The sequence below is a fragment of the Streptosporangium amethystogenes subsp. fukuiense genome (assembly GCF_042665875.1).
In the GTDB taxonomy this organism is placed as follows: Bacteria; Actinomycetota; Actinomycetes; order Streptosporangiales; family Streptosporangiaceae; genus Streptosporangium; species Streptosporangium fukuiense.
Window position 1 is genome coordinate 4,157,321 of sequence record NZ_JBHTEE010000001.1, and the last position, 24,966, is coordinate 4,182,286.

24 protein-coding genes and 1 riboswitch are annotated in these 24,966 nt (G+C 70.7%); of the genes, 7 read left to right on the forward strand and 17 right to left on the reverse strand.

All coding sequences use genetic code 11. The annotated features are described in order from the left end of the window. Positions 1-25 precede the first annotated feature (25 nt). A complete protein-coding gene (locus tag ACFQVD_RS17545) occupies positions 26-1,033 on the forward strand; it encodes a LacI family DNA-binding transcriptional regulator (protein WP_343974282.1) in 1,008 nt (335 codons plus the stop codon). A 35-nt stretch (positions 1,034-1,068) separates the two neighbouring features. Here ACFQVD_RS17545 and ACFQVD_RS17550 read toward each other — a convergent pair whose 3' ends face one another. Beyond that, the gene (locus ACFQVD_RS17550; protein ID WP_343974279.1) at positions 1,069-1,788 is read right to left on the reverse strand and encodes a lysophospholipid acyltransferase family protein; all 720 of its coding nucleotides are present in this window, start codon (positions 1,786-1,788) and stop codon (positions 1,069-1,071) included. A 149-nt stretch (positions 1,789-1,937) separates the two neighbouring features. On the opposite strand from ACFQVD_RS17550, the gene ACFQVD_RS17555 reads away from it, so the two are divergent. After that, entirely contained in the window at positions 1,938-2,702 is a 765-nt protein-coding gene (locus tag ACFQVD_RS17555) for an alpha/beta hydrolase (protein WP_343974276.1), read from the forward strand. Positions 2,703-2,768: 66 nt separating this feature from the next. Beyond that, a complete protein-coding gene (locus ACFQVD_RS17560) occupies positions 2,769-3,245 on the forward strand; it encodes a hypothetical protein (protein WP_343974273.1) in 477 nt (158 codons plus the stop codon). 15 nt (positions 3,246-3,260) lie between these two features. Here ACFQVD_RS17560 and ACFQVD_RS17565 read toward each other — a convergent pair whose 3' ends face one another. The 7 genes from ACFQVD_RS17565 to ACFQVD_RS17595 all read right to left on the reverse strand — a co-directional run bounded on the left by ACFQVD_RS17565 (position 3,261) and on the right by ACFQVD_RS17595 (position 9,860). Next, entirely contained in the window at positions 3,261-4,388 is a 1,128-nt protein-coding gene (locus tag ACFQVD_RS17565; RefSeq protein WP_343974270.1) for a hypothetical protein, read from the reverse strand. A gap of 140 nt (positions 4,389-4,528) precedes the next feature. After that, entirely contained in the window at positions 4,529-5,239 is a 711-nt protein-coding gene (locus tag ACFQVD_RS17570; RefSeq protein WP_364155398.1) for an endonuclease/exonuclease/phosphatase family protein, read from the reverse strand. Between the two features lie 203 nt (positions 5,240-5,442). After that, complete coding sequence (locus tag ACFQVD_RS17575; RefSeq protein WP_343974264.1) at positions 5,443-6,387, reverse strand: ROK family glucokinase; 945 nt, start codon at positions 6,385-6,387, stop codon at positions 5,443-5,445. Between the two features lie 28 nt (positions 6,388-6,415). Continuing rightward, positions 6,416-7,393, reverse strand: a complete 978-nt coding sequence (locus ACFQVD_RS17580) for a hypothetical protein (protein ID WP_343974261.1) — start codon at positions 7,391-7,393, stop codon at positions 6,416-6,418. Further along, entirely contained in the window at positions 7,386-8,555 is a 1,170-nt protein-coding gene (locus ACFQVD_RS17585; protein WP_343974258.1) for an ArsA family ATPase, read from the reverse strand. Before ACFQVD_RS17585 ends, ACFQVD_RS17580 begins: the two co-directional genes overlap by 8 nt. 43 nt (positions 8,556-8,598) lie before the next feature. Beyond that, positions 8,599-9,036: an SRPBCC family protein gene (locus ACFQVD_RS17590; protein WP_343974255.1), complete on the reverse strand. Its 438-nt coding sequence runs from the start codon at positions 9,034-9,036 to the stop codon at positions 8,599-8,601. Positions 9,037-9,092: 56 nt separating this feature from the next. Beyond that, positions 9,093-9,860 (reverse strand): metallophosphoesterase family protein, encoded by a 768-nt coding sequence (locus ACFQVD_RS17595; RefSeq protein WP_343974252.1) that lies wholly within the window; start codon positions 9,858-9,860, stop codon positions 9,093-9,095. Positions 9,861-10,058: 198 nt separating this feature from the next. Between ACFQVD_RS17595 and ACFQVD_RS17600 the strand changes: the two genes are divergently transcribed. After that, complete coding sequence (locus ACFQVD_RS17600) at positions 10,059-11,852, forward strand: AMP-dependent synthetase/ligase (protein WP_343974249.1); 1,794 nt, start codon at positions 10,059-10,061, stop codon at positions 11,850-11,852. On the opposite strand, the gene ACFQVD_RS17605 is transcribed toward ACFQVD_RS17600, so the two are convergent. The 8 genes from ACFQVD_RS17605 to ACFQVD_RS17640 all read right to left on the reverse strand — a co-directional run bounded on the left by ACFQVD_RS17605 (position 11,853) and on the right by ACFQVD_RS17640 (position 20,475). Further along, positions 11,853-12,977, reverse strand: coding sequence for a glycosyltransferase family 4 protein (locus tag ACFQVD_RS17605; protein ID WP_343974247.1), 1,125 nt, complete (start codon positions 12,975-12,977; stop codon positions 11,853-11,855). It abuts the gene before it with no gap. Next, on the reverse strand, positions 12,974-14,251 hold the full coding sequence (locus ACFQVD_RS17610) for a M48 family metallopeptidase (protein WP_343974244.1): 1,278 nt from the start codon (positions 14,249-14,251) through the stop codon (positions 12,974-12,976). The genes ACFQVD_RS17605 and ACFQVD_RS17610 overlap by 4 nt, the downstream gene beginning before the upstream one ends. A gap of 210 nt (positions 14,252-14,461) precedes the next feature. Continuing rightward, a complete protein-coding gene (locus ACFQVD_RS17615; RefSeq protein WP_343974241.1) occupies positions 14,462-15,301 on the reverse strand; it encodes a hypothetical protein in 840 nt (279 codons plus the stop codon). A 192-nt stretch (positions 15,302-15,493) separates the two neighbouring features. Next, the gene (locus ACFQVD_RS17620) at positions 15,494-16,036 is read right to left on the reverse strand and encodes a C40 family peptidase (protein WP_343974238.1); all 543 of its coding nucleotides are present in this window, start codon (positions 16,034-16,036) and stop codon (positions 15,494-15,496) included. A gap of 82 nt (positions 16,037-16,118) precedes the next feature. Continuing rightward, positions 16,119-16,278: riboswitch (cyclic di-AMP (ydaO/yuaA leader) on the reverse strand. Positions 16,279-16,620: 342 nt separating this feature from the next. Continuing rightward, positions 16,621-17,319, reverse strand: coding sequence for a class I SAM-dependent methyltransferase (locus ACFQVD_RS17625; RefSeq protein ID WP_343974235.1), 699 nt, complete (start codon positions 17,317-17,319; stop codon positions 16,621-16,623). A 72-nt stretch (positions 17,320-17,391) separates the two neighbouring features. Next, complete coding sequence (locus ACFQVD_RS17630; RefSeq protein ID WP_343974233.1) at positions 17,392-18,369, reverse strand: C40 family peptidase; 978 nt, start codon at positions 18,367-18,369, stop codon at positions 17,392-17,394. A gap of 150 nt (positions 18,370-18,519) precedes the next feature. Beyond that, positions 18,520-19,149 (reverse strand): hypothetical protein, encoded by a 630-nt coding sequence (locus ACFQVD_RS17635; protein ID WP_343974230.1) that lies wholly within the window; start codon positions 19,147-19,149, stop codon positions 18,520-18,522. A gap of 63 nt (positions 19,150-19,212) precedes the next feature. Continuing rightward, complete coding sequence (locus ACFQVD_RS17640; RefSeq protein WP_364155386.1) at positions 19,213-20,475, reverse strand: NYN domain-containing protein; 1,263 nt, start codon at positions 20,473-20,475, stop codon at positions 19,213-19,215. Positions 20,476-20,713: 238 nt separating this feature from the next. Between ACFQVD_RS17640 and ACFQVD_RS17645 the strand changes: the two genes are divergently transcribed. The 3 genes from ACFQVD_RS17645 to ACFQVD_RS17655 all read left to right on the forward strand — a co-directional run bounded on the left by ACFQVD_RS17645 (position 20,714) and on the right by ACFQVD_RS17655 (position 23,985). Further along, complete coding sequence (locus ACFQVD_RS17645) at positions 20,714-21,832, forward strand: phosphotransferase family protein (RefSeq protein WP_343974224.1); 1,119 nt, start codon at positions 20,714-20,716, stop codon at positions 21,830-21,832. Positions 21,833-21,929: 97 nt separating this feature from the next. After that, entirely contained in the window at positions 21,930-23,654 is a 1,725-nt protein-coding gene (locus ACFQVD_RS17650) for a DEDD exonuclease domain-containing protein (protein WP_343974222.1), read from the forward strand. Positions 23,655-23,697: 43 nt separating this feature from the next. Then, on the forward strand, positions 23,698-23,985 hold the full coding sequence (locus ACFQVD_RS17655; protein ID WP_030910213.1) for an Lrp/AsnC family transcriptional regulator: 288 nt from the start codon (positions 23,698-23,700) through the stop codon (positions 23,983-23,985). On the opposite strand, the gene ACFQVD_RS17660 is transcribed toward ACFQVD_RS17655, so the two are convergent. Next, complete coding sequence (locus tag ACFQVD_RS17660) at positions 23,928-24,857, reverse strand: sensor histidine kinase (RefSeq protein WP_343974217.1); 930 nt, start codon at positions 24,855-24,857, stop codon at positions 23,928-23,930. The two genes, ACFQVD_RS17655 and ACFQVD_RS17660, sit on opposite strands and share 58 nt — an antisense overlap. Between the last annotated feature and the right edge of the window lie 109 nt (positions 24,858-24,966).

Below are 24,966 nucleotides of genomic sequence, written 5' to 3' on the forward strand. Positions count from 1 at the left end.
GGTTGTTACGTTTTAATCAGTGCACATGAGTTCGGTGAGCATCAAGGAAGTGGCCGCGCGGGCCGGAGTCTCCCCGGGAACGGTCTCCAACGTGCTCAACCGCCCGGAGAAGGTCGCCGAGTCCACCCGCTCCCGGGTCGAGAAGGCCATTCGCGAGCTGGGGTTCGTCCGGCACGGCTCCGCCTCCAGCCTGCGGGCCGGGCACAGCCGCACCGTCGGCCTCTCGGTCATCGACATCGGCAACCCCTTCTTCACGGATGTGGCCGCCGGGGTCGAGGAGGTGGCCAGCGAGCGCGGGTACGCGGTGATCCTGGGCAACTCCTCGGGCGACAGGCTCAAGGAGGAGCGCAATCTCCTGGTCTTCGCCGAGCAGCGGGTCCGCGGAGTGCTCATCACCCCCGCCGGGGGGGACCTGGCCAAGCTCGACCAGCTCAGGGGGCGCGGCATCAACGTGGTCCTGGTGGATCACCCCGCCGAGCGCGCCGACCAGTGCTCGGTGGCGGTCAACGACATCACCGGCGGCTCCCTCGCGGTCTCCCACCTGCTGGCCGCCGGGGCCGGCCGGATCGCCTACGTCACCGGCCCCCTCACCATCCGCCAGTGCGCCGACCGCCTGACCGGGGCCGAGCGGGCGCTGTCCGCGGCGGGCCGCGACCCCGGGCAGGTGCTGGAGGAGGTCGCGATGAGCGCGATGAACGCCAGGTCCGGTCAGCAGGCCGCGGAGAAGCTCGTCGCCGAGGGGCGGCTGCCGGACGCCGTGTTCTGCGCGAACGACCTGCTGGCCCTCGGCGTGCTGCGGGGGCTGCTCCACGCGGGCGTGCGGGTCCCCCAGGACGTCCTGCTCATCGGTTACGACGACATCGACTTCGCCTCGGCGTCCGCGGTCTCGCTCAGCTCGATCCGGCAGCCGACCCACCGGCTCGGCAGGGTGGCCACCGAACTGCTGCTCGACGAGTGCGACAACCCGGAGTCCCACGCCCACCGGCAGGTCATGTTCCAGCCCGAACTGGTCGTCCGCGAGTCGACCCGCTGATCTCCGCCGGCCGCCCGTGCGGAGACCCGGGACGTTCAGGTGCGCTCGCGTGCCCGAACGACGGCCTCCTTGGCGGCGCGGGCGGCCTCGGCCTTGGCACTCGCGGCATACCTGTCGACGTACTCCTGGCCGGAGAGCTCCATCAGCGCGTACATGATCTCGTCGGTGACGGCGCGCAGCACGAGGCGGTCCTCCTCCATTCCGTAGTAGCGGGTGAAGTCCAGCGGCTTGCCGAACTTCACACCGGGACGGATGCCCAGCTTGGGCAGGATGCGGCCGGGAGGCATCATCTCGAAGGTGTTGACCATCGCCCACGGGATGACCGGCACGCGTGACTCCAGCGCCAGGCGGGCCACCCCGGTCTTGCCCTTGTAGAGACGTCCGTCGTGGGAGCGGGTGCCCTCGGGATAGATGGCGAGCACATGGCCCTCGTCAAGGATGCGCCTGCCGGTGCGGAGCGCCGCCTCGCTGGCCTTGCCCCCCGAGCGGTCGATCGGGACGGTGCCGACGCCACTGAAGAAGGCCCTGCTCACCATGCCCTTGAGGCCGCGGCCGGTGAAGTAGTCGGACTTGCCGAGAGAGATCACCTTGCGCCGCAGGAAGAGCGCACCGAAGAAATGGTCGGCGAATGACAGGTGGTTTCCGGCCAGGATCACCGGCCCCTGCCTCGGCACATTGTCCACGCCCTCCACCCACGGGCGGAAAATCACGTGGAGTAGGGGTCCGAGGATCGCCTTCACCACCCAGTAGAACACTCCATGCTCCTTCAGTTGACAGGCGAGGACCTGGAGTTATCCTCCCACTTCCGGCCTCGGTCACCTACACCACCGAACCACCCAAATCGACCTCTCGCAAAACACGCCCCAGTCGTGCGACGATCGGGCGAACCTTACAAGGAGCCGCGATGCCAGTCATGCCCGGTGCGGAGGCGTACCACCATGCGGGAGGACAGATCGGCGTCCTGCTCTGTCATGGATTTACCGGATCACCGCAGTCCCTGCGTCCGTGGGGCGAGTACCTGGCGGCGGCGGGCATCACCGTTTCGCTGCCACGGCTGCCCGGCCACGGCACCACCTGGCAGGAGATGAGCCACACCCGCTGGGAGGACTGGTACGCCGAGTTGGACAAGTCCCTGGCGGACCTGCGCGGCGCCTGCGCCGAGGTCTTCGTCATGGGCCTGTCGCTCGGCGGCTGCATGGCGCTGCGGCTGGCCGAGGTGCACGGCGACCGGATCAGCGGGCTGGTGATCGTCAACCCGTCGGTGACCAACGACGTGCCGCTGCTCAGGCTGGCCCCCCTGCTCAGGTTCGTGATCGCGTCGGTGCCCGGTGTGGCGGGAGACATCAAGAAGGAGGGGGCGACCGAGCTCGGCTATCCGCGCACACCGGTCAAGGCCGCGGCCACCCTCCCCCGGCTCTGGGCGCTGACGCAGTCGGAGCTGAGCAAGATCACCCAACCCGTACTGGTTTTTCATAGCCCACAGGATCATGTTGTGAAACCGGCGAGTGTGCGTATTCTGCGTGAGAAGCTGACCGGGGGGAATCTGAATGTGGTGGAGCTCGCCGACAGCTACCACGTCGCGACTCTTGACAATGATGCGGATCAGATCTTTGCGGGGAGCCTGGAGTTCATCAAGACGAACGCGTCTGTACCCTTGCAGAGAGACTGATCCCGAGCGGAGGATGCGCGGTCTCCGGGAGAAAGTGATCGGCCGATGAACAACGGGCCCAGCTAAGTGACACCTCAAAGTGACGAGGACGAGGTCTGGCGTCAGATCATCGCATCCTTCAACGACCCCGCCGAGCATGACTCGGCACATCAGCCGTGGCCGGACAGCGAGAACCTGCCGGCCGAACCTCCGCGACGAGTGATCAAGCAGTCGGACGAGGAAGACCTCCTGCGTGAGGACGACCTGGTCGACGACGACGCAGACACCGACACCGAACGGAGTGACGGCGAAGAGGAGGAGCACTACGTGCCTCCGCCACCACCCCCGCTGCCCAAGACCGACGCCGCCACCAAGATCGCATGGTTGGCCCTGTTCGGCGGGCCCGCCTACCTGCTGCTCAGCGCCGCGCTCAGCTGGAACCTGCAGGGCTGGATGCTGTTCACCGCGGTCGCCGCGTTCATCGGTGGTTTCGTGGCGCTGGTGGTCCGCATGGGCGACGGTCCGCCCAACGACTCCGGCTGGGACGACGGCGCGGTCATCTGAGCGGGAGGCCTCGCCTTACGGCTTGGCGCGCATCGGGGTGCCGAAGCGCTCGATCACGTCCGTGTACTTGCCGGAGGCGTCGACCACGTGGCCGACCGACCACACGGTGCCGGTGCCCGGCAGATAGGTCACGGCCTGGAGCCGCACCGTCCGGGAGTCGGTGGTCTCGGGACCGCGCAACGCCTTGACCTTGTGCCCGTCGTAGCGGAGCAGGAACGCCTCGCCTGGCCGGTCCAGGTCGACCCCGGAGATCCAGAAGTGGCCCCTGCGGTCGCCGGTCACCCCGTACAGGCGGATGTCACCGGCGGGCGGGGACACCCGGGACCACTTCTTACCGTTCCACGACAGAATCAACGGGACGGTCTCGCCGGCCCCCCGGTAGAGGCCGCCGACGGCGATCGCCCGCTTCGGCCCGTCGAGGTGGACGTCACGCAGGTAGCCGCCGGGGATCTCGGGGGTCTTGAAAGGCTTCCAGCGCCCGCCGGACTGCCTCATGATCAACGGCTTGCCCGCGGCGTCGCCCACCGCCCACCCGTCGCTCCTGCCCGACAGCGCCACGCCGTACAGCGTGCCCCTGCCGGGAAGCTGGGTGAGCTTCCACTTCGAACCGGCGCCGGACACGATCAGGGGCAGCCTGCCGCGGCGGCCGACGGCGACCACCCGACCGGGGACGGCCGCCACCCCGCCCAGCCAGTCACCCGCGTGCAGTTTGTCGACGACGACCCTGTCGAAGGCCGCCCCGTCTCCCTTCGCCAGGTAGGGAAGACCGTCATGTCCCTCGCCGACGGCCCACAGCTCCGACGCCGAGGCCGCCGCGACGGAACGCAGGGGCCCCGCGCCCGTCGGGTCGTTGCGGATGCCGACCTCGTTCCAGGAGGAACCGTTCCAGTGGGTGATCGCGCCACGGCTCTGCCAGACGTCCCAGACGCTCTGCTGACCCACCGCCCACACACTCGTGGCCGAGACGCCCACCACGTCGGAGAGCGATCCGTCACTGCTCAGGCCCGCGCTGGCCGGAGCCTGCCAGGCATCGGCCACGGGCGGGCTGACGGGATCGGCATGTGCTGGAGAGGTGTGCGAGGACAGCAGGAGCAGGCCTCCCGCGCAGAGAGCCAGCGCACGCCGCGGAAGGCGACGGGTCATGTTTCAAATGGTACGGGGCTCCTCCCCTCCCCGTGTCCCGGTCTCTCCAGTTGACGGGCGTGATCCGGGAAGACTCCCTGCCGTTCGTCACGAAAACCCTGATCCCGCCGGTCTTCCCGGCTCCCCGGAAGGCGGGCTCCTCAGAGGTGGGGCCCGGGGTGCCGAAGATCCAGTTCAACGATCACCGGCAGGTGGTCGGTGGCGGCCACCAGGTCCGCCGGATCGGCCTCGACACCCCCGCAGGAGGCCACGGAGAGGCCGGCCATCGCGAAGATCGCGTCGATCCGCTTGTGCGGCCCCCTGGCCGGGAAGGTGAAGCCGTCACCGCGCGGTGAGACCGGGTAGCAGTCGGTCAGCCGTTCGGCGAGGTGCTGCCAGCTCGGCTGGCCGGACTGCTCGTTGATGTCTCCGGCCAGCACCGGCAGCGCGCCGAACCGGTCGGCCACCTCTCCCAGGAGCCTCACCGCCTCGCCCGCGTGCCGGCGCCTGGCCGTCTCGTCGAGGTCGAGGTGGATGGAGCCGACGGCGATCCGCCGTCCCTCCGCCTCCACCACGGCGATCGCGATGGCCCGCCGCTCCAGGGGAAAGAAGGACTCCAGCAGACGCCCCTCCCCGTGCAGCAGCCGCACGCCGGGACCGGTCAGCACGGCGACGCCGCCCCTGCGGCGGCCGGCCGCCACGGACAGTCCGCCGAAGGCGGCCAGCCGTCTGCGTCTGCGGCGCCAGCAGAGGAACCGGGGTGCCTCCTGCACACAGAGCACGTCCGCGCGGAGCGCGGCGACCACTCGCTCCAGCGCCGGGATGTCGTCCCTCATGGAACGCACGTTGTAGCTGGCGATCCTGAGCACCACGGCTACCTCACTTCGCGACGCGTGACGCGAGGGTAACCGGGCACCGCCGGATATACCAGCCATCCGCCCCTGATCGGTATGCGGGCCGTCGGCGGGCGGCGATGTGCCCCGAGCGGGGTCTCCGGCCGACGCGGCCCGGTGGTGCCCCGCCCGGCGGACCGGAGAAAGGCTCCCCTGAGCGGCTTTCGGGAGGAAGACCCCGGTCAGCGCCGGCGGGCGAGATCCGCGGCGCCCACCAGGCCCGCCGAGGCACCGAGTTCGGCCAGCCGGATGTCGGCCAGCGGGCGGTGCCCCCGGCCACTCAGGTGCGTGGCGAAGAACTCGCGGGTCTCGTCGATCCACAGATCCGCGGCGCGCGAGACACCGCCGCCGAGCACGAAGCAGCCGGGGTCGAGGACGGCCACGAGGTCGGCCAGCCCCTGACCGATCCAGCGGGCCATCGAGGAGAACGCGGCCAGCGCGGCCGGGTCGCCCTGCCTGGCCGCCTCGGTGACCTCGTGGCCCTCGATCTGTTCCGGCGTTCCGCCGGCGATCTTCAGGAGCGTGACGGCCCTGTCCGGCTCGGCCTCGGCGATCTTCCTGGCCTCGTTGACCAGGGCGCTGCCACTGGCGTACTGCTCCCAGCAGCCGAGGTTGCCGCACCCGCACAGGCGTCCCTGGGGGACCGCCTGCATGTGGCCGAACTCGGCGCCCATGCCCCAGCGCCCCCGGTAGAGGGAACCGTCGAACACGATGCCGCCGCCGATGCCGGTGCCGACGGTCACGCACACCAGGTGGCTCTCCCCCCGACCGGCGCCGAACCTGGCCTCACCCCATGCCATCGCGTTGGCGTCGTTCTCCACCACGACGGGCAGGCCGACCAGGTCGGAGACCTTCTTCTGCAGGGGCTCCTCGCGCCAGGCGAGGTTGGGGGCGAACCGGACGATGGACCGGGTCTCGTCGACGAACCCGGCGGCGCCGAGACCGACGGCCTCGATCTCGCGGTCCCTGGCGAGTTCCAGGATCACGTCACCGATCGTGTGGGCGACCCGCTCGGGGTTCTCGGCCGGGGTGGGCCGCAGCAGGTGCGCGACGATCCGGCCGTCCTCGTCGACGACTCCCGCCGCGACCTTCGTACCGCCGATGTCCACGCCGATGGTCAGCGCCATTGTCCGTTTCTTCCTCTCCCCCTGGGGCTCACCCCAGGTCGATGTGCTCCACGGGGGTGTCCTCGCGCTCGCGCTCCCGTGCCCGCTGGCCTGGCGCGGGCTTGCCGAGCCCCTCGACCGCCGACTTGAAGGCGGCGAACAACTCGGTGCCGGCCTGCATGAGGTGATCGGTGACGGCGGCTCCCGACTCACGCTGCGCGGCCATCGCGCGGCAGACGGGGCAGGCCCGGCAGATGTACTCCTCGGGCTCGGAGACCGCCTCCTCCCACACGTCCCGCTCTCTTCCTCGGCCGCCACCGGAGAACGCGCTGCCGAAACCGGTCATCGTGCCCTTGATCAGATTCTTGCGCAGTTCCCTGGTCGCCTTCTGCTGCAGCGTGTCGAAGAGTTTGAACGCCTCCTCGGCGGCGCTGCCCAGTGGGTCCCTACCTGCTTCGGCCCATTCCTCACGGGCCCGCTCGTCTCGCCCGCGCTCCTCGGTCCCGCCCGGCTCCTCGCGCTCGCCGGGGCGGCCCCACGGGGTCCAGCCGGTCCGCTCCTCGCGCCGGGCCCGATCGGCGCGCTCGAACCACTCGGCGCGCGCGTCGCGCTCGGCCTGCTCCGAGGCCGGGGCCCGCCCGGGATCCGAAGCCCCGGGCGCGACCTCGATCCGCTCGACGGGCTCGATCCCCGCCTCAGCCGCCTCGACCGACTCGACGGACTCGGCCGATCCGGTACGCCGGGCACGCCCGGACCGCGCGGCTCCCCCGGCGGGCTTCGCACGACGGCTCTTCGGAGTCTTCTCGGCGGCTCCGGTGCCGGCGGTCTCGGCGGCGACCTCCGGTGTCACGGCGTCAGCCGCCTTACCCGGCTTCCTGGGCGCACGCGACTTCGAGGTCTTCTCGGCGGCTCCGGTGCCGGCGGTCTCGGCGGCGACCTCCGGTGTCACGGCGTCAGCCGCCTTACCCGGCTTTCTGGGCGCACGCGGCTTCGGGGTCTTCTCTGCGTCATTCGTGTTATCAGTCATCAGGCCCTCCCGCTTCGAACCGTACCCGGAGAAACCCGTCTCGGAGCGCGGCTTCCCGCACCGACCTGCGAGCCAGCGCGGCGGGCAGGGCCAGGACCCGGCGGTAGGAACCGGCGTTGACGATCAGTTCGTCGCCCTTGCGCGCCAGATCCACCTCGTTCTTGTCCGCGAGCGGCAGGGCCAGGATCAGCTCGCCCTCGGCGGTGATCCGCAGCGGCGGGTCGACGGAGGGCGGGGCGAAGGGGTCGCTCCCCCGGTACATGGCCTCGGCGACACCGGCGAGGGCGTCGAGGCCGACGGGTTCGGCCTCGAGGTAGGGCACGGTGTGCACGGGCAGCGGCGCGAAGGACTCCTCGACCTCGGCCAGGTGCAGGGCCTGGGCCCGCACCCACCGCTGCCGCCACTCGTCGGCGCCCTCCGAGGGGAAGACCCGGTTGGCGATCACCGCGTCGACGCGGTAGCCGTACAGGCTGAGGGAGGTGAGCGTGCGGCGGGCCTCGGCCAGCACGACGGCCTCCGGGGTGAGCACCAGCCGGACGCTCGCGTCGGGCCCGGTGAGCAGCTCTCGCACCTCCAGCAATCCCCGGTGGAGCCGCTCCCCGGCGCCCACCACGTGGTCTTCCGGCACACTGACCTGCGCCAGGCGGCGGATCAGCGGGGAGAGGGTGCGCAGCAGCCGCCTGCCGACGGGCAGCAGCCGGTTCACGTGCCAGTCGAGGGCCTCGGGCAGGGCCAGCAGCCTGAGCGTCTCGGCGGTCGGGGCGCAGTCGATGACGATGACGTCCCACAGTCCGGTGCTCGCCTGCTCGCGCAGCTCCAGCAGCGCGATGACCTCCTCGGCGCCGGGCAGCACCGTGATCTCCTCGGCGGTCACCTCGTCGAGGCCGAGCTCGGCGAAGACGCCCCTGGCATAGTCGCGCAGCTCACCCCACTGGCGCTCCAGCGCCCGTTGGGTGTCGACCTGCTGCAGGGAGAGGCCGGGGGCGATCTCGGTGGGCTCCGTCGCGGCGTGCACGCCGAGGGCGTCGGCCAGCGAATGGGCGGTGTCCGTGGAGACCACCAGGGTCTTGAGGCCGGACCGGGCGGCGAGGGTGGCGGTGGCCGCGGCGGCGGTCGTCTTGCCGACGCCGCCCTTGCCGGTGAAGAGCAGGACCCGGCTCACGTCGTCCTCCCGAGGGACGGTTCCGCGATCACGCCCCGCTCCCTCATCGGGTCTCGACGCGCTTCTTCAGCCCCTTCAGGGCGGTGTCGACGATGACCTTCTCCGCCTTCCGCTTGATCATGCCGATCATCGGAACCTTGAGGTCGACGGCGAGTTCGTACGTCACCTCGGTGCCGCCGCCCGCGTCGGCGAGACGGTAGCTCCCGGTGAGCCCGGAGACCATCTTCCCCGCCTCGGCGATGTGCCAGTCGACCGACTCGTCGCCGTACCAGGTGTAGCGGAGGGTGTACTCGTCGCTGATCACACCCGCGTCGAGGACGAACCTGACCGTGGCCGGGCGGCCGTCCTCCCCCGTGGAGAGGATCCGCGCGGACTTCACCTGGCCCGCCCACCGGGGATAGGAGGGGAAGTCGGCGATGACCGCCATGATGTTCGACCGGTCCGCGCCGATCGTGATGCTGGAGGTGGTGCGATCAGCCATGGGCCAACCGTACTGCTTCACGATCGTCCGCGTACGCCTAGCGGGGCCGCGGCCGGCTACCACTCCAGCGCGAAGGGAACACCCCGGTTCCTGAAGTGCCCCACGTTGAGGCACTCGGTCCTGCCGACCCGGGTGCGGGCGGCGAGGGGCTGGTGTACGTGACCGAAGAGGGCGTAGCGCGGCTGGGTCCGCCGGATCGCCTCCAGGGTGGCCTCGCTGCCCCGCTCGAACCGCCGGGCCACCACGTCGTAGAGCAGTTCGGGGATGGCCGGCGGAATGTGGCAGCAGAGCACGTCGACCTCGCCGACGGCCTCCACCTTGCGGGCGAACTCCTCCTCGTCGATCTCGTACGGGGTCCGGTACGGGGTGCGCAGCCCGCCCCCGACGAAGCCGAAGCGCAGGCCGCCGATCTCCACGGTCTCGCCGTCGAGCACCCGGTGGCCCTCGCGCACGTACTCGGGCCAGTAGCGCGGCAGGTCCACGTTGCCGTAGGTGAGGTAGGCGGGGGTCGGCATCGCGGCGAAGATCTCACCGTACTGCCGCCTGACGGAGCGCTCGATGTGCTCGCGCGGGCCACCCTCCAGCGACGCCCAGAGCGCCGAGGACATCGCCCGCGCCTCCTCGAACCGCTTGGCCGTCCGCAGCGCGATGAACTCCGCCGCCCGCTCCGCCCCGAAGAGCTCGGCGAAGATGCCCTGGGAGTGGTCGTCGTAGTCGACGAACAGGATCAGGTCCCCCAGGCAGATCAGGGCGTCGGCGCCCTCTCCCGCGCGGGCCAGCGCGTCAGCTCTCCCGTGTACATCGCTGACGACATGAACCCGCATGCCGGACATCCTAACCACCCGCAAATACCGGCATAAGTAACAAACCTCACACGACGGCGCGGCCAACCACTCCAGACGAGAGCAGTTGGTACGGTGAAATTCCCGTTGATAACGCCTGGGTGACGAATTTACTCATGCGTAACTTATCGCGATAGCTTCCAGGCAGCCCATCGATCCGTGCGTCTCCAGGAGTGATCCGTGCGTGAGTACAGCGTCCCCGTGCTGGTGGATGTCCCCGCCTCCGCCAACCTGACCGACACGGTGTTCCGGCGCGCCGAAGAGGAGCCGGGCGCCGTCGCCCTGCGCCGCAAGGTCGGCGACGACTGGGCCGCCGTCACCGCCCGCGAGTTCCGCGACCAGGTCGCGGAAGTGGCCAAGGGCCTGATCGCGGCCGGCGTCGAACCCGGCGACCGGGTGGCGCTGATGTCGCGCACCCGCTACGAGTGGACCGTGATCGACTACGCGATCTGGGCCGCGGGCGCGGTCAGCGTGCCGATCTACGAGTCCTCCTCGGCCGACCAGGTCTCCTGGATCATCTCCGACAGCGGCGCGAAGGCCGTCTTCGTCGAGCTGGACTCGAACGAGGAGACGGTCCGCGAGGGCATCTCGGAGCTGCCCGGCCTCAAGGACGTCTGGCGCATCGAGGGCGGTGCCCTGGACGAGCTGACCGCGCTCGGCGCCGAGGTCGGCGACGACACGCTCGCCGAGCGCAGGGCCGGCCGCGGCATCGCCGACCTGGCCACCATCGTCTACACCTCGGGCACCACCGGCCGGCCCAAGGGCTGCCGGCTGACCCATGACAACCTGCTGTTCACCGCCAGGAACGTCGCGCACGGCCCGCTGGAGCGCCTCTTCACCGTGGACGACAGGGCGGCCCTGCTCTTCCTGCCGCTCGCGCACGTCTTCGCCCGCATCATCGAGATCGTGCTGATCGAGACGGGCACGGTCCTCGCGCACACTCCCAACATGAAGAACGTCGGCCCCGACCTGCAGGCCTTCAAGCCCACGTTCCTGCTGGGCGTGCCCCGCGTGTTCGAGAAGGTCTACAACGCCGCCGAGCAGAAGGCCACCGCCGACGGCAAGGGGAAGATCTTCCACGCCGCGGCGGAGACCGCCATCGCCTGGAGCAGGGCGGAGTCCACCGGCGGCGCGGGGCTGGGCCTGAGGCTGAAGCACGCCCTGTTCGACAGGCTCGTCTACGGCAAGCTGCGCGCCGCGACCGGCGGCAGGCTGACGGCGGCCGTGTCCGGCGGCTCCGCCCTGGGCGAGCGGCTCGGCCACTTCTTCCGCGGCGTGGGCATCGAGGTGCTTGAGGGCTGGGGCCTGACCGAGACCTCGGCGCCCTCCTCGGTCAACCTGCCGGGGGCCAACAAGATCGGCACCGTCGGCAAGCCGTTCCCCGGCGTCACCATCGGCATCGGCGAGCACGGCGAGGTGCTCGTCAAGGGCCGCCACGTCTTCGAGGGCTACTGGAACAACGACGAGGCCACCGCCGTGGCGATCGACAAGGACGGCTGGTTCCACACCGGCGACGTCGGCGAGCTGGACGGGGACGGCTACCTGCGCATCACCGGCCGCCAGAAGGAGATCCTCGTCACCGCCGCGGGCAAGAACGTCGCCCCGGCCCCGATGGAGGACCACATCCGCGCCCACCCGCTGATCAGCCAGGCGATGGTGGTCGGCGACGACAGGCCGTTCGTCGCGGCCCTCATCACGCTCGACACCGAGGCCCTGGAGCAGTGGAAGGCCGCCAACGGCAGGACGGACGCGGACCTCGCCGCCCTCAGCTCCGACCCGGCCATCGTCGCCGAGGTGCAGAAGGCCGTGGACAACGCCAACAAGTTCGTCTCCAGGGCCGAGCAGATCAAGAAGTTCACGGTGCTCGACGTCGACATCAGCGAGGAGAGCGGGCACCTCACCCCGACCCTCAAGGTCAAGCGCGCCGTCGTGATGCGCGACTTCGCCAAGCAGGTCGAGTCCCTCTACGGCTAGTCAGGGGGTCTCCACGGACTCCAGAACGCGGGCGAAGCGGGAGGCGGCGAGATCCCAGCTCCACTCGCGCGCGACCCACTCGCGCCCGCGTTCACCCATGGCACGCGCCCCGGCCCGGTCCTTGAGCAGGTCGACCAGGGCCGCCGTGACCTCGTCCGGGCGGGTGCCGTCGACGACCAGGCCGGTCTGCCCGCGTAGCACGGCGTCGGGGGCACCGCCCGAGGAGCCCGCCACCACGGGCAGTCCGCTGGCGGACGCCTCCAGATAGACGATGCCGAGCCCCTCCACGTCGATACCGCCCAGGCGGGTACGGCACGGCATGGCGAACACGTCTCCCGCTGCCAGATAGCCGGGCAGCGCGGCCTCCGGCACGGGGCCGGTGATCTGGACCGAGCCGTTCATCGGCCTGGCCAGCCGTTCCAGGGTCCTGCGGTACGGGCCACCGCCGACGATCAGGAGCATCGCGTCGGGAACGTCCCGCAGCACACCGGGCCAGGCCCGCAGCAGCGTGTCCTGGCCCTTGCGCGGCACCAGCCTGGACAGGCAGAGCACCACCGGCCGCTCTCCCAGTCCGAGCGCCGCGCGCACCCGCTCTCTCCCGGCCCCGGGCGCGAACACCTCGGTGTCGACGCCGGGCGCGAGCCGCACCAGCTTGTCCCCGGGTATCACCCTGACCAGCCGCCGCCGGGTGTACTCCCCCAGGTAGGTGACCACGTCGGCGTGCGCGCCGATTCTGGCGAGCACCCGGCGGCCGACCGGGAGCGCCGTCCAGCCCGCCTCGTGGCCGTGGGTGACCATGACGACGCGGCGGACCCCGGCCTCGCGCATCCTGGGCGCGAGCAGCCCGAGCGGCGCCGCCGCCCCGAAGACCACGGTCTCGCACCCGAACTCGGCGACCAGTGCGGCCGCCCGGCGGGCGACGGCGGGGGTGGGCAGCATCAACGAGGTGGGGTGCCGCACCACGGGGTAGGGCTGCCGCAGGTCGAAGTCCTCGCTGTCGGGCCATCGGGGGGCGTAGACGACGACGGAGCCGGGCGGGCGGCGGGCGATGAGACCGTACACGAAGGACTGGATCCCCCCGGCGCGAGGCGGGAAGTCGTTCGTGACCACCAGCGTGCGCCTCATGGCTCGGAGAGACCGTTCAGCCGGGCCCAGGAGCGCGCCAGCGCGATGCGCTGCGGCGCGGTGGGATGCGAGGCGTAGAGCACGTACTCCACGAGGTCGGGCGACAGATCCGAGATGTTGGTGACCGCCAGCCGTTTCTGCATGGCGGCGAACGTCGCCGGATCCCTGGTCAGGTCCAGCGCGTGGACGTCCGCACGGGCCTCGATGTGCCGGCTCACCAGGTTCTGCGCCGGTCCTGACAGCACCGCGGCCAGGCTGAGCAACCCCATGACCAAACCCACCGCCCTCGGGTCACCGATGGAGGAGATCCCCGCGCGACGCCGCACGACCCCCGCCGAGGTCACCACGTAGAGCAGGCACGCCCCGAACGCCGCGCCCAGGGCTCCGACGAGCGTACCGGAGAGCACGTCGCCCGCCTTGGCGTGACCGAGCTCGTGCGCGACCACCAGCTCGACCTCGTCGGCGGGCGCCCGGAGCAGCGTGTCGTAGACGACGATCCTGCGGGTCGCGCCGAATCCGGAGACGTAGGCGTTGAGCGCGGTGGTCCGCCGGGAGGCGTCGGCGACGAGCACGTCCTCCACCGGCACGCCGTCCCTGGCGGCCATGGCGAGCAGGTCGTCGCGGAGTCGTCCGGCCTCCATCGGCCTGAAGTCGTTGAAGATCGGCTCGATGAGCACCGGGTAGGCGAAGGAGGCCGCCACCGTCAGTGCGAACGCGCCGGCCGCCGCCGGGATCCACCAGCGCCGGTAGCGCCGCGCCAGCGCGACCACCGCCAGAACCATGATCGCGGTCAGCGCGGTGCCGACGCCCAGGCTCTTGATCCGGTCGACGGTCCAGGTCGGCCAGGTCTGGGTGGACAACCCGAAGTCGCGCAGGTAGGTCTCCGACCACATCCCCAGCGGCCAGCGCAGCATCGCGACGGCCACCGAAAACACCAGCACGCCGAGCAGCACCCGCAGCCACCACGGCCCCCGCAGCCGGCCGACGAGCCGGGCGCCCAGCGGGGTGCCCACCAGCACCCCCGCCACCACCAGCGTCAGGCCGAGGGAGAGGTAACCCGGTACGCTGACCAGTCTGTCGAACGCCTCGGACCTGGCGATCTGCTCGGCCGTGAAGTCGCGGCCCGGATCGGGGACGACCGCCGGGGTTCCCGCGGGCAGCGCCCGCCAGGGCGTGGCGACCGCCACGACCGCCAGGGTGACCACCCCCAGCGCGGCCAGCGCCCACCCCGCCGACCGCACACCCGAGGGCGCGTCCGTCGTGCTCAGCGTCATCAAACACCTCCAGCGTGGAGCCCGAACCCTGGGCCCCGTCCTTTGGATCCTCCGCCTGCCGCGGTCGGCCGGACGGCGCCTCGCCGTGTCGTCACCGGTCACCGCGGCACGCCGCGGCTCCCTCCCGCGCCCTGCGAGGCACCCGCCGACCGCTCCTCGCCACGGCGAGATCCGCCAGGTGGGGCCTGGACCGGGAAGGACACAAGGATGTCAGGCGAGTTCCTCTCCGAGATAGTCACGCCACGCCACGGTGAGTTGGGCGGGCGACAGGCCGAGCGTGTCGGTGACATCGCCACCGTAGAGCCTCACCAGGGCCTTCTCACCGAAGCGCTCCGCGATGAACCGGCAGGCGAGCCAGGCCTCCTCGTACGCCTGTGCGAGCCGCGGAGCGCCGGGGGCGAAGTCGGCGGGGCCCGGGAGACGGGCGGGCAGGACTCCGGCGCGCACCTCGGCGGCCAGCTCGGCGGCGGCCGTCCGTACCGGGATTCCGGCATCGCGGTAGCCGACGTAGTCGGCGAAGCCCTCCGACAGCCACATCGGCACCCGGCCGCCGCGGGTCGCGCCGGTGGCCACGTGCACCAGCTCGTGCGTGATCACCACGTCCCTGCCGGTCATGGTGAGCCTCGCGTAGCCCGAAGGCAGGACGATCACCCGGTCCGCGGTCGCCATCGCGGCCAGGCCCCGGGTGCTCTCCGCTCCGGCGAGTGCCGCGGCCTCGGCATCGGTGGCGGGGAACAGGATCACCGCTCGGACCGGCCCCCAGATCGCCGCGACCGCGCGACGGGCCCGGTCGGCCCTGGCGGCCAGGTCCCGCAGGACGGCGGGCGCGAGGTCGTGGCCGATCACGAGGGAGTGCTCACCCCGGACGACGACGGCGGCGCCGGGCCACAGGTCTCGAAGGCCGACGGGGAGTTCTCCGGCGCGCTGGAGAGGATCGTGAGGAAGCGGGCCGGCTCCGGCCAGGAGAGGTCCCGTCCCGGCCGACGGGCCCACGCTCATCAGCGCCAGCATCCCGGCGAGCACGGTGCGGCGCCCCTTCGGGACGGACATAACGAGTCGATGTTATCGGAATGCCGGCCGGTGCTCCGGCCTCCGGGCCGGGGGCCGTCGATCGACCGGCATCGCGACGCTCCTTGCCGGAGGCGCGGATCCGCCTGGGCGGCACGCTCGCGGCCCCTACCGGAAACGGAGCGGCCCCGCCCCTCCACATGTGAGGAACGGGGCCGGCGCCCCTTGCCCGGGTCAGGCTCCGGGCCGGACCGCTCCGGCGAAGGATGACCTGTAGTACCCCTCCAGCTTCACGATCCGGACCGTCTTGCCGCTGCTCGGCGAGTGGACCATCCTGCCCTTGCCGACATACATGCCGACGTGGCCCTTTCCACTGAAGAACATCAGGTCACCGGGGCGCAGGTGGCTCCACGAGACCTTCTTCCTGATCGCCCGGTACTGGCTGTGCGTGATCCGGGGGATGGACACGCCCGCCTTGCGCCAGGCGTATTTGACGAGCCCCGAGCAGTCGAACGCGCCGGGACCGGAGGCACCCCACCGGTACGGATCGCCGATCTGCTTCTTGGCCGTCGAAACGGCCTTGCGGGCCCGAACCTTCTGCAGGGCCACCCTGCTCATCTTGGTCTTGACCTTGGTACCGGCCTTGGCCTTGTGCGCAGCCCGATCGGTCTGCTCGGAGACTCCGGCCGCGGTGTTGACCAGGATCTCAGGGGTGCTGTCCGTCGTCGCTCCGGCCGCCGTCGACCCCAGGGTGACCGCTCCGGCTGAGGCGGTCAAGGTGAGGGCGATACCGCCGAGGGAAAGGCGGAAAAGGCGCGACAGACGGGTGTTACACGGGGTGGTAGACAGGATTTCTCCTTGGTGCTTCCACTGATGCCTACCGGGTTAGCTGACGGGTTCGGGCTGGGAAGATGCCCTACGGCGCAAATGCGCTGATTCACCCCTGGCCACGTTGTCTCGGGCCTTTTGGGTCCCCGGTTCCATGCCTCCTGGCTGCGTGGATTCGGCGGGCCGCCGCGATGAGGTCCGCCCCCGACGGGGGAGCGGCGGCCGGTTGGATTTCTATAGGGACACCGGCCCGAAGACCGACATTCACCGCGACGGCATGGCTTGCACGTCGCGAGGCCAGAAGTTACCCCGATCTCCAACTTTCGGCAAAGCATTCGCCAAACAAGAAGATCGACAAGCGTTCGTGATCTTCCCGTTACCCCTGCTTAATGGCCATTTATGCTATTGAGATATGACCCTCGTCACACCTCTGGAATCACACCCGACAAATCACGATTTCTGTAATGTTCATCACATTTACCATCATTCACGGTTGAAGCCGTGAGGGGCCCTCCCCCGCCGCCGAGCACGCGTCAGCGCCGGACGCACGTGTAGGCGCCGTAGATCGATTCCCTGAAGTCCGCCTGGACGATCTCGAACCCGGCTGCGTCGAGCATCGGTTCGAGAAGCCATCGGAAGGTGCTGTACTCGGTGCGCAGATGCTCGGCGTAGTCCTCGCGGGTGTAGCCCAGCGCGGGATCGTCGGCCGCGCCGTCGAGCCAGCGGCCGAGCACGGCGCCGGCCTCGGCCGGCCGGAAATCGAAGATCAGGTCGCGCAGGCGCAGGACGCCCCCGGGCCGTACGATCCGCGCGATGCGGTCGAGCGCGACCGCCTTCCAGAAGTCGGGGAGCTGATGAAGGGCGTGACGGGTGTAGACCGCGTCCGCGGGTGGCCCCGCGTGCTCGTAGGAGAGAAAACCCGCCCGCACGCACTCGATGTTGGCCAGGCCGTCCTCGGCGGCCCGGACGGTCAGGAAGTCGTGCATCGCCGGGGAGACGTCAACCGCCACCACCCGCCGGAACCGCCGCGCCGCGGCCAGGGCGAACTGCCCCGTCCCCGCGCCGAGTTCCACGACCGTCGCCGTCTCCCCCACGCCGCGCCCGGCGAGCGCGGCGAGATCCTCCCCCGGATCGGGCCTGCCCTGTTTGCGGTCGAACCCGGCGACGAACGCGGCGTCGAGGTGCTCGGGACCGGCATGGGCGAGTTCGTCGAGCATCCATGAACTGATCATTTTCCGATGCTGACAGCGCCGCCGCGGGCGGCGCACCCGGTTTTCCGGCCACTGGGACCCGCGCGCCGTGCGTCAGGGGCGGACGGCTCCGACGAGGCGACGGCCGTAGGCCGAGAGCGGGACGACCTTGACCACGTCGCCGGTCTGCGGGGCGTGCACGATCTGGCCGTTGCCCGCGTACATGCTGACGTGGCCCAGGCCCTCACTGAAGATGAGGTCGCCCGGCTGGAGGTCGTTCAGCGAGACCTTGCGGTTCGCGCCCCAACTCCACTGCTCCCAGGTGGTACGCGGCAGGCTGACTCCCCCGTTGCGCCAGGCGGCCTGGAGCAGGCCCGAGCAGTCCCAGCCGCCGGGGCCCGTGCCGCCGTACTGATAGGGCTTGCCGACCTGTGCGAAGGCGAACTGCAGGGCGGCGCGGGCGTTTCCCGAGGCGGAGCCGGTGTACTGGATTCCGCCGCTCTCGGGGTTGCCCGCCTTGAAGACGTTGAGTTCGCGCAGGAGCTTCGTCTGAGCCTTGACCATCTTGTCGGCCTTGGCCTTCTCCTTGGCCAGCTCGTCGCGCGTCTCGTCGGCCTCGCTCAGCGCGCCCTTGGCCAGGTTCCTGTTGAGCCGCAGCGCCTTGGTGGCCTCGTCGAAGGCGCTCAGCGACTGGGCCCGGGAGGCCGACATCTGGTCGACCGAGGCCAGGCCGCTCAGCAGCGCGCCGGGGTCGGTCTGGTAGACCATGCCCTCCCAGCTGTTGACCGCGCCGAACTGGTAGGTGCTGACCGCCATCGCGACGAGCTCCTTACGCAGCCCGGCGACCTGCTCGCTCTGCCGGGCGAGCTCGCTGTTCAGCGTCGCGTACTTCTTCCTGGCCCGCTTCCACTTCTCCGAGGCCTGGTTGTACTTCTCGACGATCTGGTCGGCCTGCTCGTTGAGCTTCTCCAGCTTCTTCTTGGCCTGGGCGAGCGTCGGCTTCGGCTCCGCGGAGGCCCCGCTCACCGGCGTCATCAGCATCGCGAGGGCGAGCCCGGCCGCCACCGGTATCCGAATGAGTCCAACCGGCATACCCGCCACGGCCACGTCAACGCCTCCAGACTGCACAGACCTGCGGCGAATAGTACAGAACAAGTAAGGTTTAGATCACCTTTTCACATGTTTTGCGCTATTGCCGCAGGTGGCAGCTCCGATATCCCGGGCGAGCACCGGGGGCGCCCCTCAGCAGTCGGCGACGCCGCAGATCTTTCCGGTCATCTTTCTGGCGTCGCGCAACTGGGTGGCCCAGTCGCTCCGCGCGGGCTTGTAGTACTCCCCGGCCCAGAGATAGACCAGGACCGCGTTGCCCTTCCTGACCAGCACGCTCCGGTCACCCCCCACGCCCGCCTTCCCCTTGTAGTAGACCTGCCCGGAGACCTTCAGCGCCTCGTCTCCGAGCCCGGTCAGGCGCGAGGAGACGTAGCGGTAGGCGGAGCCCCCGTTGGTGTTGGAGCGGCAGGCGGTCAGGGCGGAGCGCACCTGGGCGACCGCTCCGGCGGCGGCCGCCTTCGAGCGGTACAGGATCACCTGCTCGACCTTCTGGAAGTCCGGGACGCTGGTGTAGGTCACCGTCCGCGCGGCCGTCCGGCCGGTTCTGGCCAGCGTGGCCCGGTCGCACGGGTTGATCGCCAGCCGGACCTTGGCCGAGTCGCTGACCTTCCAGCTGCTCTCGGCGAGAACGGGCTTCTTCGCCGCGTCCTTCTCATAGAGCAGGAAGCCCTTGGGGATGCCGGCCGCCGCGACCGCGGCGGGGGTGGCGACGGTCGCCCCGATGGCCAGCACGGCGACGGCGAGCGTTATGATCTTCTTCATCGAGTGCCCCTGGGGAGATCGAAATACCTTCCGGTAGTTCGATGCGCCATCACCGGAAAAGGTTCACGCCCGTCCCAGACGCCTGAGAAGAAGCAGTGAGGGGACCGGCCGGGCGCCCATCCTGCGGACCGACTCGGCCACCTCCCGATCCGAGGAGACCACCGCGACCGCGCGTCCCGTGGGCTCGGCGCGGACCAGCTGGCGGATCAGGTCGTCGGCGATCTGCCCCGGCGCGCTGAACATCACGCGCACCCCCCTGGGGGCCGACACCGGGACCGGCCCGTTCAGCTCGGCGCCGTCGAAAACGCAGGTCAGCTCGGTTCGGGTCTGCGCGTAGAGCGCACCGAGGCCGGTGAGGAGGCGATTGCGCTGGTCGGCGAGGGTGAACGTACCGTAACCGGTCTTGGTCACGTTGTAGCCGTCGACGATCAGGTGGATCTGCGGCAGCGCGAGCAGCTGGTCGAGCAGGGCGGGGTCGTCGTCGGCGAGCGCCCGCGCGGGAACCGCCTGGACCCCCTGCCTGCCCGGCGCCACCGAGGCCACCGAGTCGGCGGGACGGTGGATGCCGGAGGGCAGGGCGAGCTCCCTGCGGAGCCCCGCGGCGGCGTCCTGCAGGGCGTCGAGCAGCATGCGGACCTTGGTGTCCTCCACGCTGCGGCCCTCGCGGGCCGCCCTGCGCGTCGACTCCAGCTGACGCTCGGCGTCGGCCAGCCGCTCGCGCAGGCGGCGCAGCTCGCTCTCCACGCTGCTCCCCGCCGAGACCGCGGCGGTCTTCGCCTCCTCCGCCGCCTCCCAGGCCTCGGCGGCACGCGCCTCGGCCGCCCTGGCCCGCTCCCGGGCCTCGTGCAGCCTGCGGCGCAGGTCGGAGACCTCCGAGCGCGAGGCCTTGAGCTGCTCGCGCAGCCGTTCGGACTCCTCCTTGGCCGCGCTCTTCTGGCCGGCCAACTGTTCGCGCAGCCGGGAGAGCGTCTGCTCCTGCGCGGAGTCCTCGGCGGCGGCGGCCGATCGCTCCAGGTCCGCGCGGGCCGCCTCCACCATGTCCGCCCAGCCGGGCGGCCGGGTCAGGTAGGCGGCCGCGGCCACCATGACGGGCTCGGCGGCCGGCGGGACCGCGCCCTCGGCGAGACTCGCGATCAGTTCCGGCCAGCCCGCGGTCAGCGTCTCCGCGACCAGCTCGCGGAACTTCTTGTCGGTCTCCAGTTGCGCGGCGATGGGCGCGCCCCCCAGCCTGGCGCGCTTGCGAGGGTCGAATCTGGCGATCCCCTTCAGCGGCGGCGGCACCGAGGCGGCGGGCATGGAGCCGAGGATCTGGGACGCCAGTTCCACGACGTGTAAGCGAACCTGCTCGGGTAACGGACGAGACAGGCCCTCTCCGGCTGAACTCATCACGGCCCCTACTCGGATCGGTCTTCACGTCAAGGGTACGGCTACCGCACCCTGACCCCGACCTGACCGTAAGGCGGACGGCGGCCGACCCGGCCGTGAACTCTTTATGGACAAGCGCTTGCTCTTAGGTTACGACTGTGCGGATCACCTTGTGACGTACGCCACCCGGGAGAGCGCGATGGATCAGCAGCGCCGGCAGGCCGAGGATATGCGGACATCCACCCGCGACCTCGATGAGTTACACGAACGGATGCGCTCCTGGCTCTCCGGCAGGGTGGGATCCCCCGTCACGCTCTCCCGGCTGTCGGCGCCCTCGGGCAACGGCATGTCCAGCGAGACCCTGCTCTTCGACGCCTCCTGGACGGCGGCGGAGGGCGGGCGGGAGATCGGCTGTGTCGCCCGGATGGCCCCGGCGAGCGAGGCCGTGCCGGTCTTCCCGAGCTACGACCTCGGCAGGCAGTTCGAGGTCATGCGGATGGTCAGGGAGCGCGCCGGGGTGCTCGCGCCCCGGACCCTGTGGTACGAGCCCGACCCCGCACCGATGGGCACCCCGTTCTTCGTGATGGAGCGGCTCACCGGCGACGTGCCGCCGGACGTCCTGCCCTACACCTTCGAGGGCTGGCTGCTGGACGCCTCCCCCGCCGACCGGACACGGCTGCAACGGCAGAGCGTCGAGATCCTGGCCAGACTGCACGACGCCCCGTTCACCGTGGAGGAGCTGCGCCCGCTGGAGATAGCGGGCACGGGCGAGTCCGCGCTGCGCAGGCACGTCGACGACCAGCGGTCCTACTACGAGTGGGCACACGGTTCGATGCGCATCCCGCTGCTGGAGCGGGCGTTCGACTGGCTGTGCGAGCACTGGCCGAACGATCCGGGGCCCGACGTGCTGAGCTGGGGCGACGCCCGCATCGGGAACGTGATGTACCGCGACTTCACCCCGGTGGCGGTGCTGGACTGGGAGATGGCCGCGATCGCCCCCCGCGAGCTGGACCTCGCCTGGATGATCTTTCTGCACCGGTTCTTCCAGGAGATCGCCGAGGTCATGGAACTGCCCGGCCTGCCCGACTTCATGCGGCGCGAGGACGTCTGCGAGACGTATCAGGAAATAACAGGATATAAGCCGCGCGACATGGAGTTCTACGAGATGTACGCCGCGCTCAGGCACGGCGTCATCATGGCCCGCGTCTGGCACCGCCGCATCCATTTCGGCGAGCAGCCCATGCCGGACGACCCCGACGACCTGGTGCTGCACCGGGCCGCCCTCGAACGGATGCTGGACGGGAGCTACTGGAGCTGACGCCTTTCCCACGCGCAGGCCACGGGTGCGCGGGGCCTCCGGCGCCGAGAGAGCCCGGTGCGGTGAATGTCGGTCGGGGCTTCTATGGTCGTGAATCGTGAACTACGCCGTGCAGGGAACACTCGACGAGCTGGGCACCCCGCTCAGCCAGGTCACCTTCGTCGTGTTCGACCTGGAGACCACCGGCGTCTCGGCGGGCGAGCACGCGATCACCGAGATCGGCGCGGTCAAGGTCAGGGGCGGCGAGGTGCTCGGTGAGTTCGGCACCCTGGTCGACCCCGGTTCGCCGATCCCGCCGTTCATCTCGGTACTGACCGGCATCACCGACGGCATGGTCGTGGCGGCGCCGCGGATCGAGTCGGTACTGCCGTCCTTCCTGGAGTTCGCCGCGGGCTCCACCCTGGTGGCACACAACGCCGGGTTCGACCTGGGATTCATCAGGGCGGCCTGTGCGGCGCACGGGTATCCACCGCCCGCCCACCAGGTGGTCGACACCGTCGACCTGGCCCGCAAGCTGCTGACCCGCGACGAGGCGCCCAACTGCAAGCTGTCCACGCTGGCCGCGATCTTCAGCCGCACCGAGCCCTGCCACCGGGCGCTCGCCGACGCGCGGGCCACGGTCGACGTGCTGCACGCCCTGCTGGAACGGGCGGGCTCCTTCGGGGTGCAGACGCTGGAGGAGCTCAAGGGCTTCGTCCGCGCGCCCACCCCCGAGCAGCGCCGCAAGCGGCACCTGGCCGACTCGGTGCCGACGGGACCCGGCGTCTACGTCTTCGAGGACTCCGGCGGCGACCCGCTCTACGTCGGCAAGAGCACCAACCTGCGCAACCGCGTGCGCGGTTACTTCACCGCGAGCGAGACCCGGCCCCGCGTCCGCGAGATGATCGGCATCGCCGCGCGGGTCAGGTCCATCGCCTGCGCGACCCCACTGGAGGCGGAGGTCAGGGAACTCAGGCTGATCGGCTCGGCCAAGCCCCGCTACAACCGCAGGTCGCGCCATCCGGAGAAGATGTTCTGGCTCAAGCTGACCGACGAGCTCTTCCCCCGCCTGTCGGTGGTCCGCGAGGTCAAGGACGACGAGGCGTCCTACCTGGGCCCGTTCACCAGCACCCGCGCCGCCGAGGACGCCCGCACCGCGCTGCACGAGACGATCCCGCTGCGGCAGTGCACCGAACGGATCACTCCGCGTACCAGGCGCTCCGCCTGCGCGCTCGCCGAGATCGGCAGGTGCGGCGCGCCGTGCGAGGGACGTGAGACCCCCGACGAGTACGCGGTGCACGTCGGGGCGGCGCGCCGGGCGCTGGAACTGGACGCGGCCGGGGTCTTCTCCGCCATGGAGGCCAGGATGGAGCGTCTGGCCCTCGACCAGCGCTACGAGGAGGCCGCGGCCGACCGCGACCGGCTCGCCTCCTACATCCGCACCTCGGCCCGCATGCAGCGGCTGCGGTCGCTGACCGCCATCTCCCAGATGGTCGCGGCCGCCCCCGTGGCGGACGGCCGTTGGGAGATCCACGTCATCCGGTACGGACGGCTCGCCTCGGCCGGGGTGATGCCGAGGGGCGCCCACCCCACCCCGTTCGTCGAGGCGCTGGCGGCCACCGCCGAGACGGTGCCGCCCGGCCCCGGGCCGGTCCCCGCCGCCAGCGCCGAGGAGACCGAGTGCGTGCTGCGCTGGCTGGAGTCCCCGGGGGTGCGACTGGTGCAGGTGGAGGGCACCTGGAGCCTGCCCGTCTCGGGTGCCGGCCGGCTCAAGGCCCGCATCGATCGCGCCTACCAGGCGGCCGAGCCGCGCCGGGCGCGCGAGGGCCGTCCGCTGCGCTGATAGCGTCGAAGACGGCAGGCAACACTCAACGAGGAGGAAGCTCGTGGTCACCGCGATCGTTCACATCAACGCCGAGGTGGACCGGATCCCCGAGGTCGCCCAGACGATCGCCGAGATCGACGGGGTGAGCGAGGTCTACTCCATAACCGGGGAGTACGACCTGATGGCCATGGTCCGCGTCACCGCCTACGAGGAGATCGCCGAGGTCATTCCCGGGCGGATCAACAAGGTGGCGGGGGTGCTGCACACCGAGACCAACATCGCCTTCCGCGCCTACTCCCGGCACGATCTGGACGCCGCCTTCTCAATCGGCCTCGGCGAGTCCGACTGACCCGCGCCGGCGGGACGGAGGAGAGGGCGGGTCGGTTCGAGGTCGGTGACGTCCCCCATGGCCGTACGGGTGCTGTCCGGGACCGCCTCGCCCGAGACGGGTAGCCGCGCCCGCACCTCGAACCCCCCTCCGGGCAGGATCCCGGCCGCCAGCGTCCCACCGAACAGGGCGGCCCGCTCGCGCATGCCGAGCAGGCCGTGCCCCGCGGTCGCCGAGGGGTCGGCCTGGCCGTCGTCCCGTACCAGCACGTCGAGGAAACCCGGGCGCCAGCGCAGCGTGACGCGGGCCGAACGGGCACCAGCGTGTCGTAGGGTGTTGGCGAGCGCCTCCTGGACGATGCGGTAGGCCACCAGTTCGAGGGTGAGCGCGACCTCGGCGGGCCTGCCCTCCTCGACCATGTCCACCCCCAGGCCCGCCGCGCGGACCTCGGTGAAAAGGTCCCGCAGGTCGGACAGCCTGGGCTGGGGCGTCCTGCCCGCCGAGGGGCCGTCGAGATCGAGTAGCGACAGGGTGCGCTGGAGCTCGACCAGTGCCTGACGCCCCGACTCCTCGGCAACCCGCAAGGTCCGCCTGGCCCGGTCGGGATCCTTGTCCATGATCATCCGTCCGGCGCCCACGCCGAGCGTCATCATGCTGATCCCGTGCGCGACCACGTCGTTCAGCTCACGGGCGATGCGCGCCCGCCTCTCGGCGAACTGGGCGCGGACCAGTTCTTCCTGCTGACCGACGAACCTGTCCTCTGCGGACTTGAGCCTCAGCAGCAGGAGCCTGCGATCCCACGCCAGGCTCACGACGGCCACGCACAGTCCGAGCGCCACGCACGCCAGCAGGACGGGGAACATCTGCTCGGTCAGGGGGTCAGCATGCCACATGGGTCGCAACCTAGAACGGCACGCCGAGACGGCACATCCGCTCCCGGGTGGATCTTCCATCCACCCGGGAGCGGAGACGTTCCGGCCGGTAACGAAAGAGTCTCGGCCC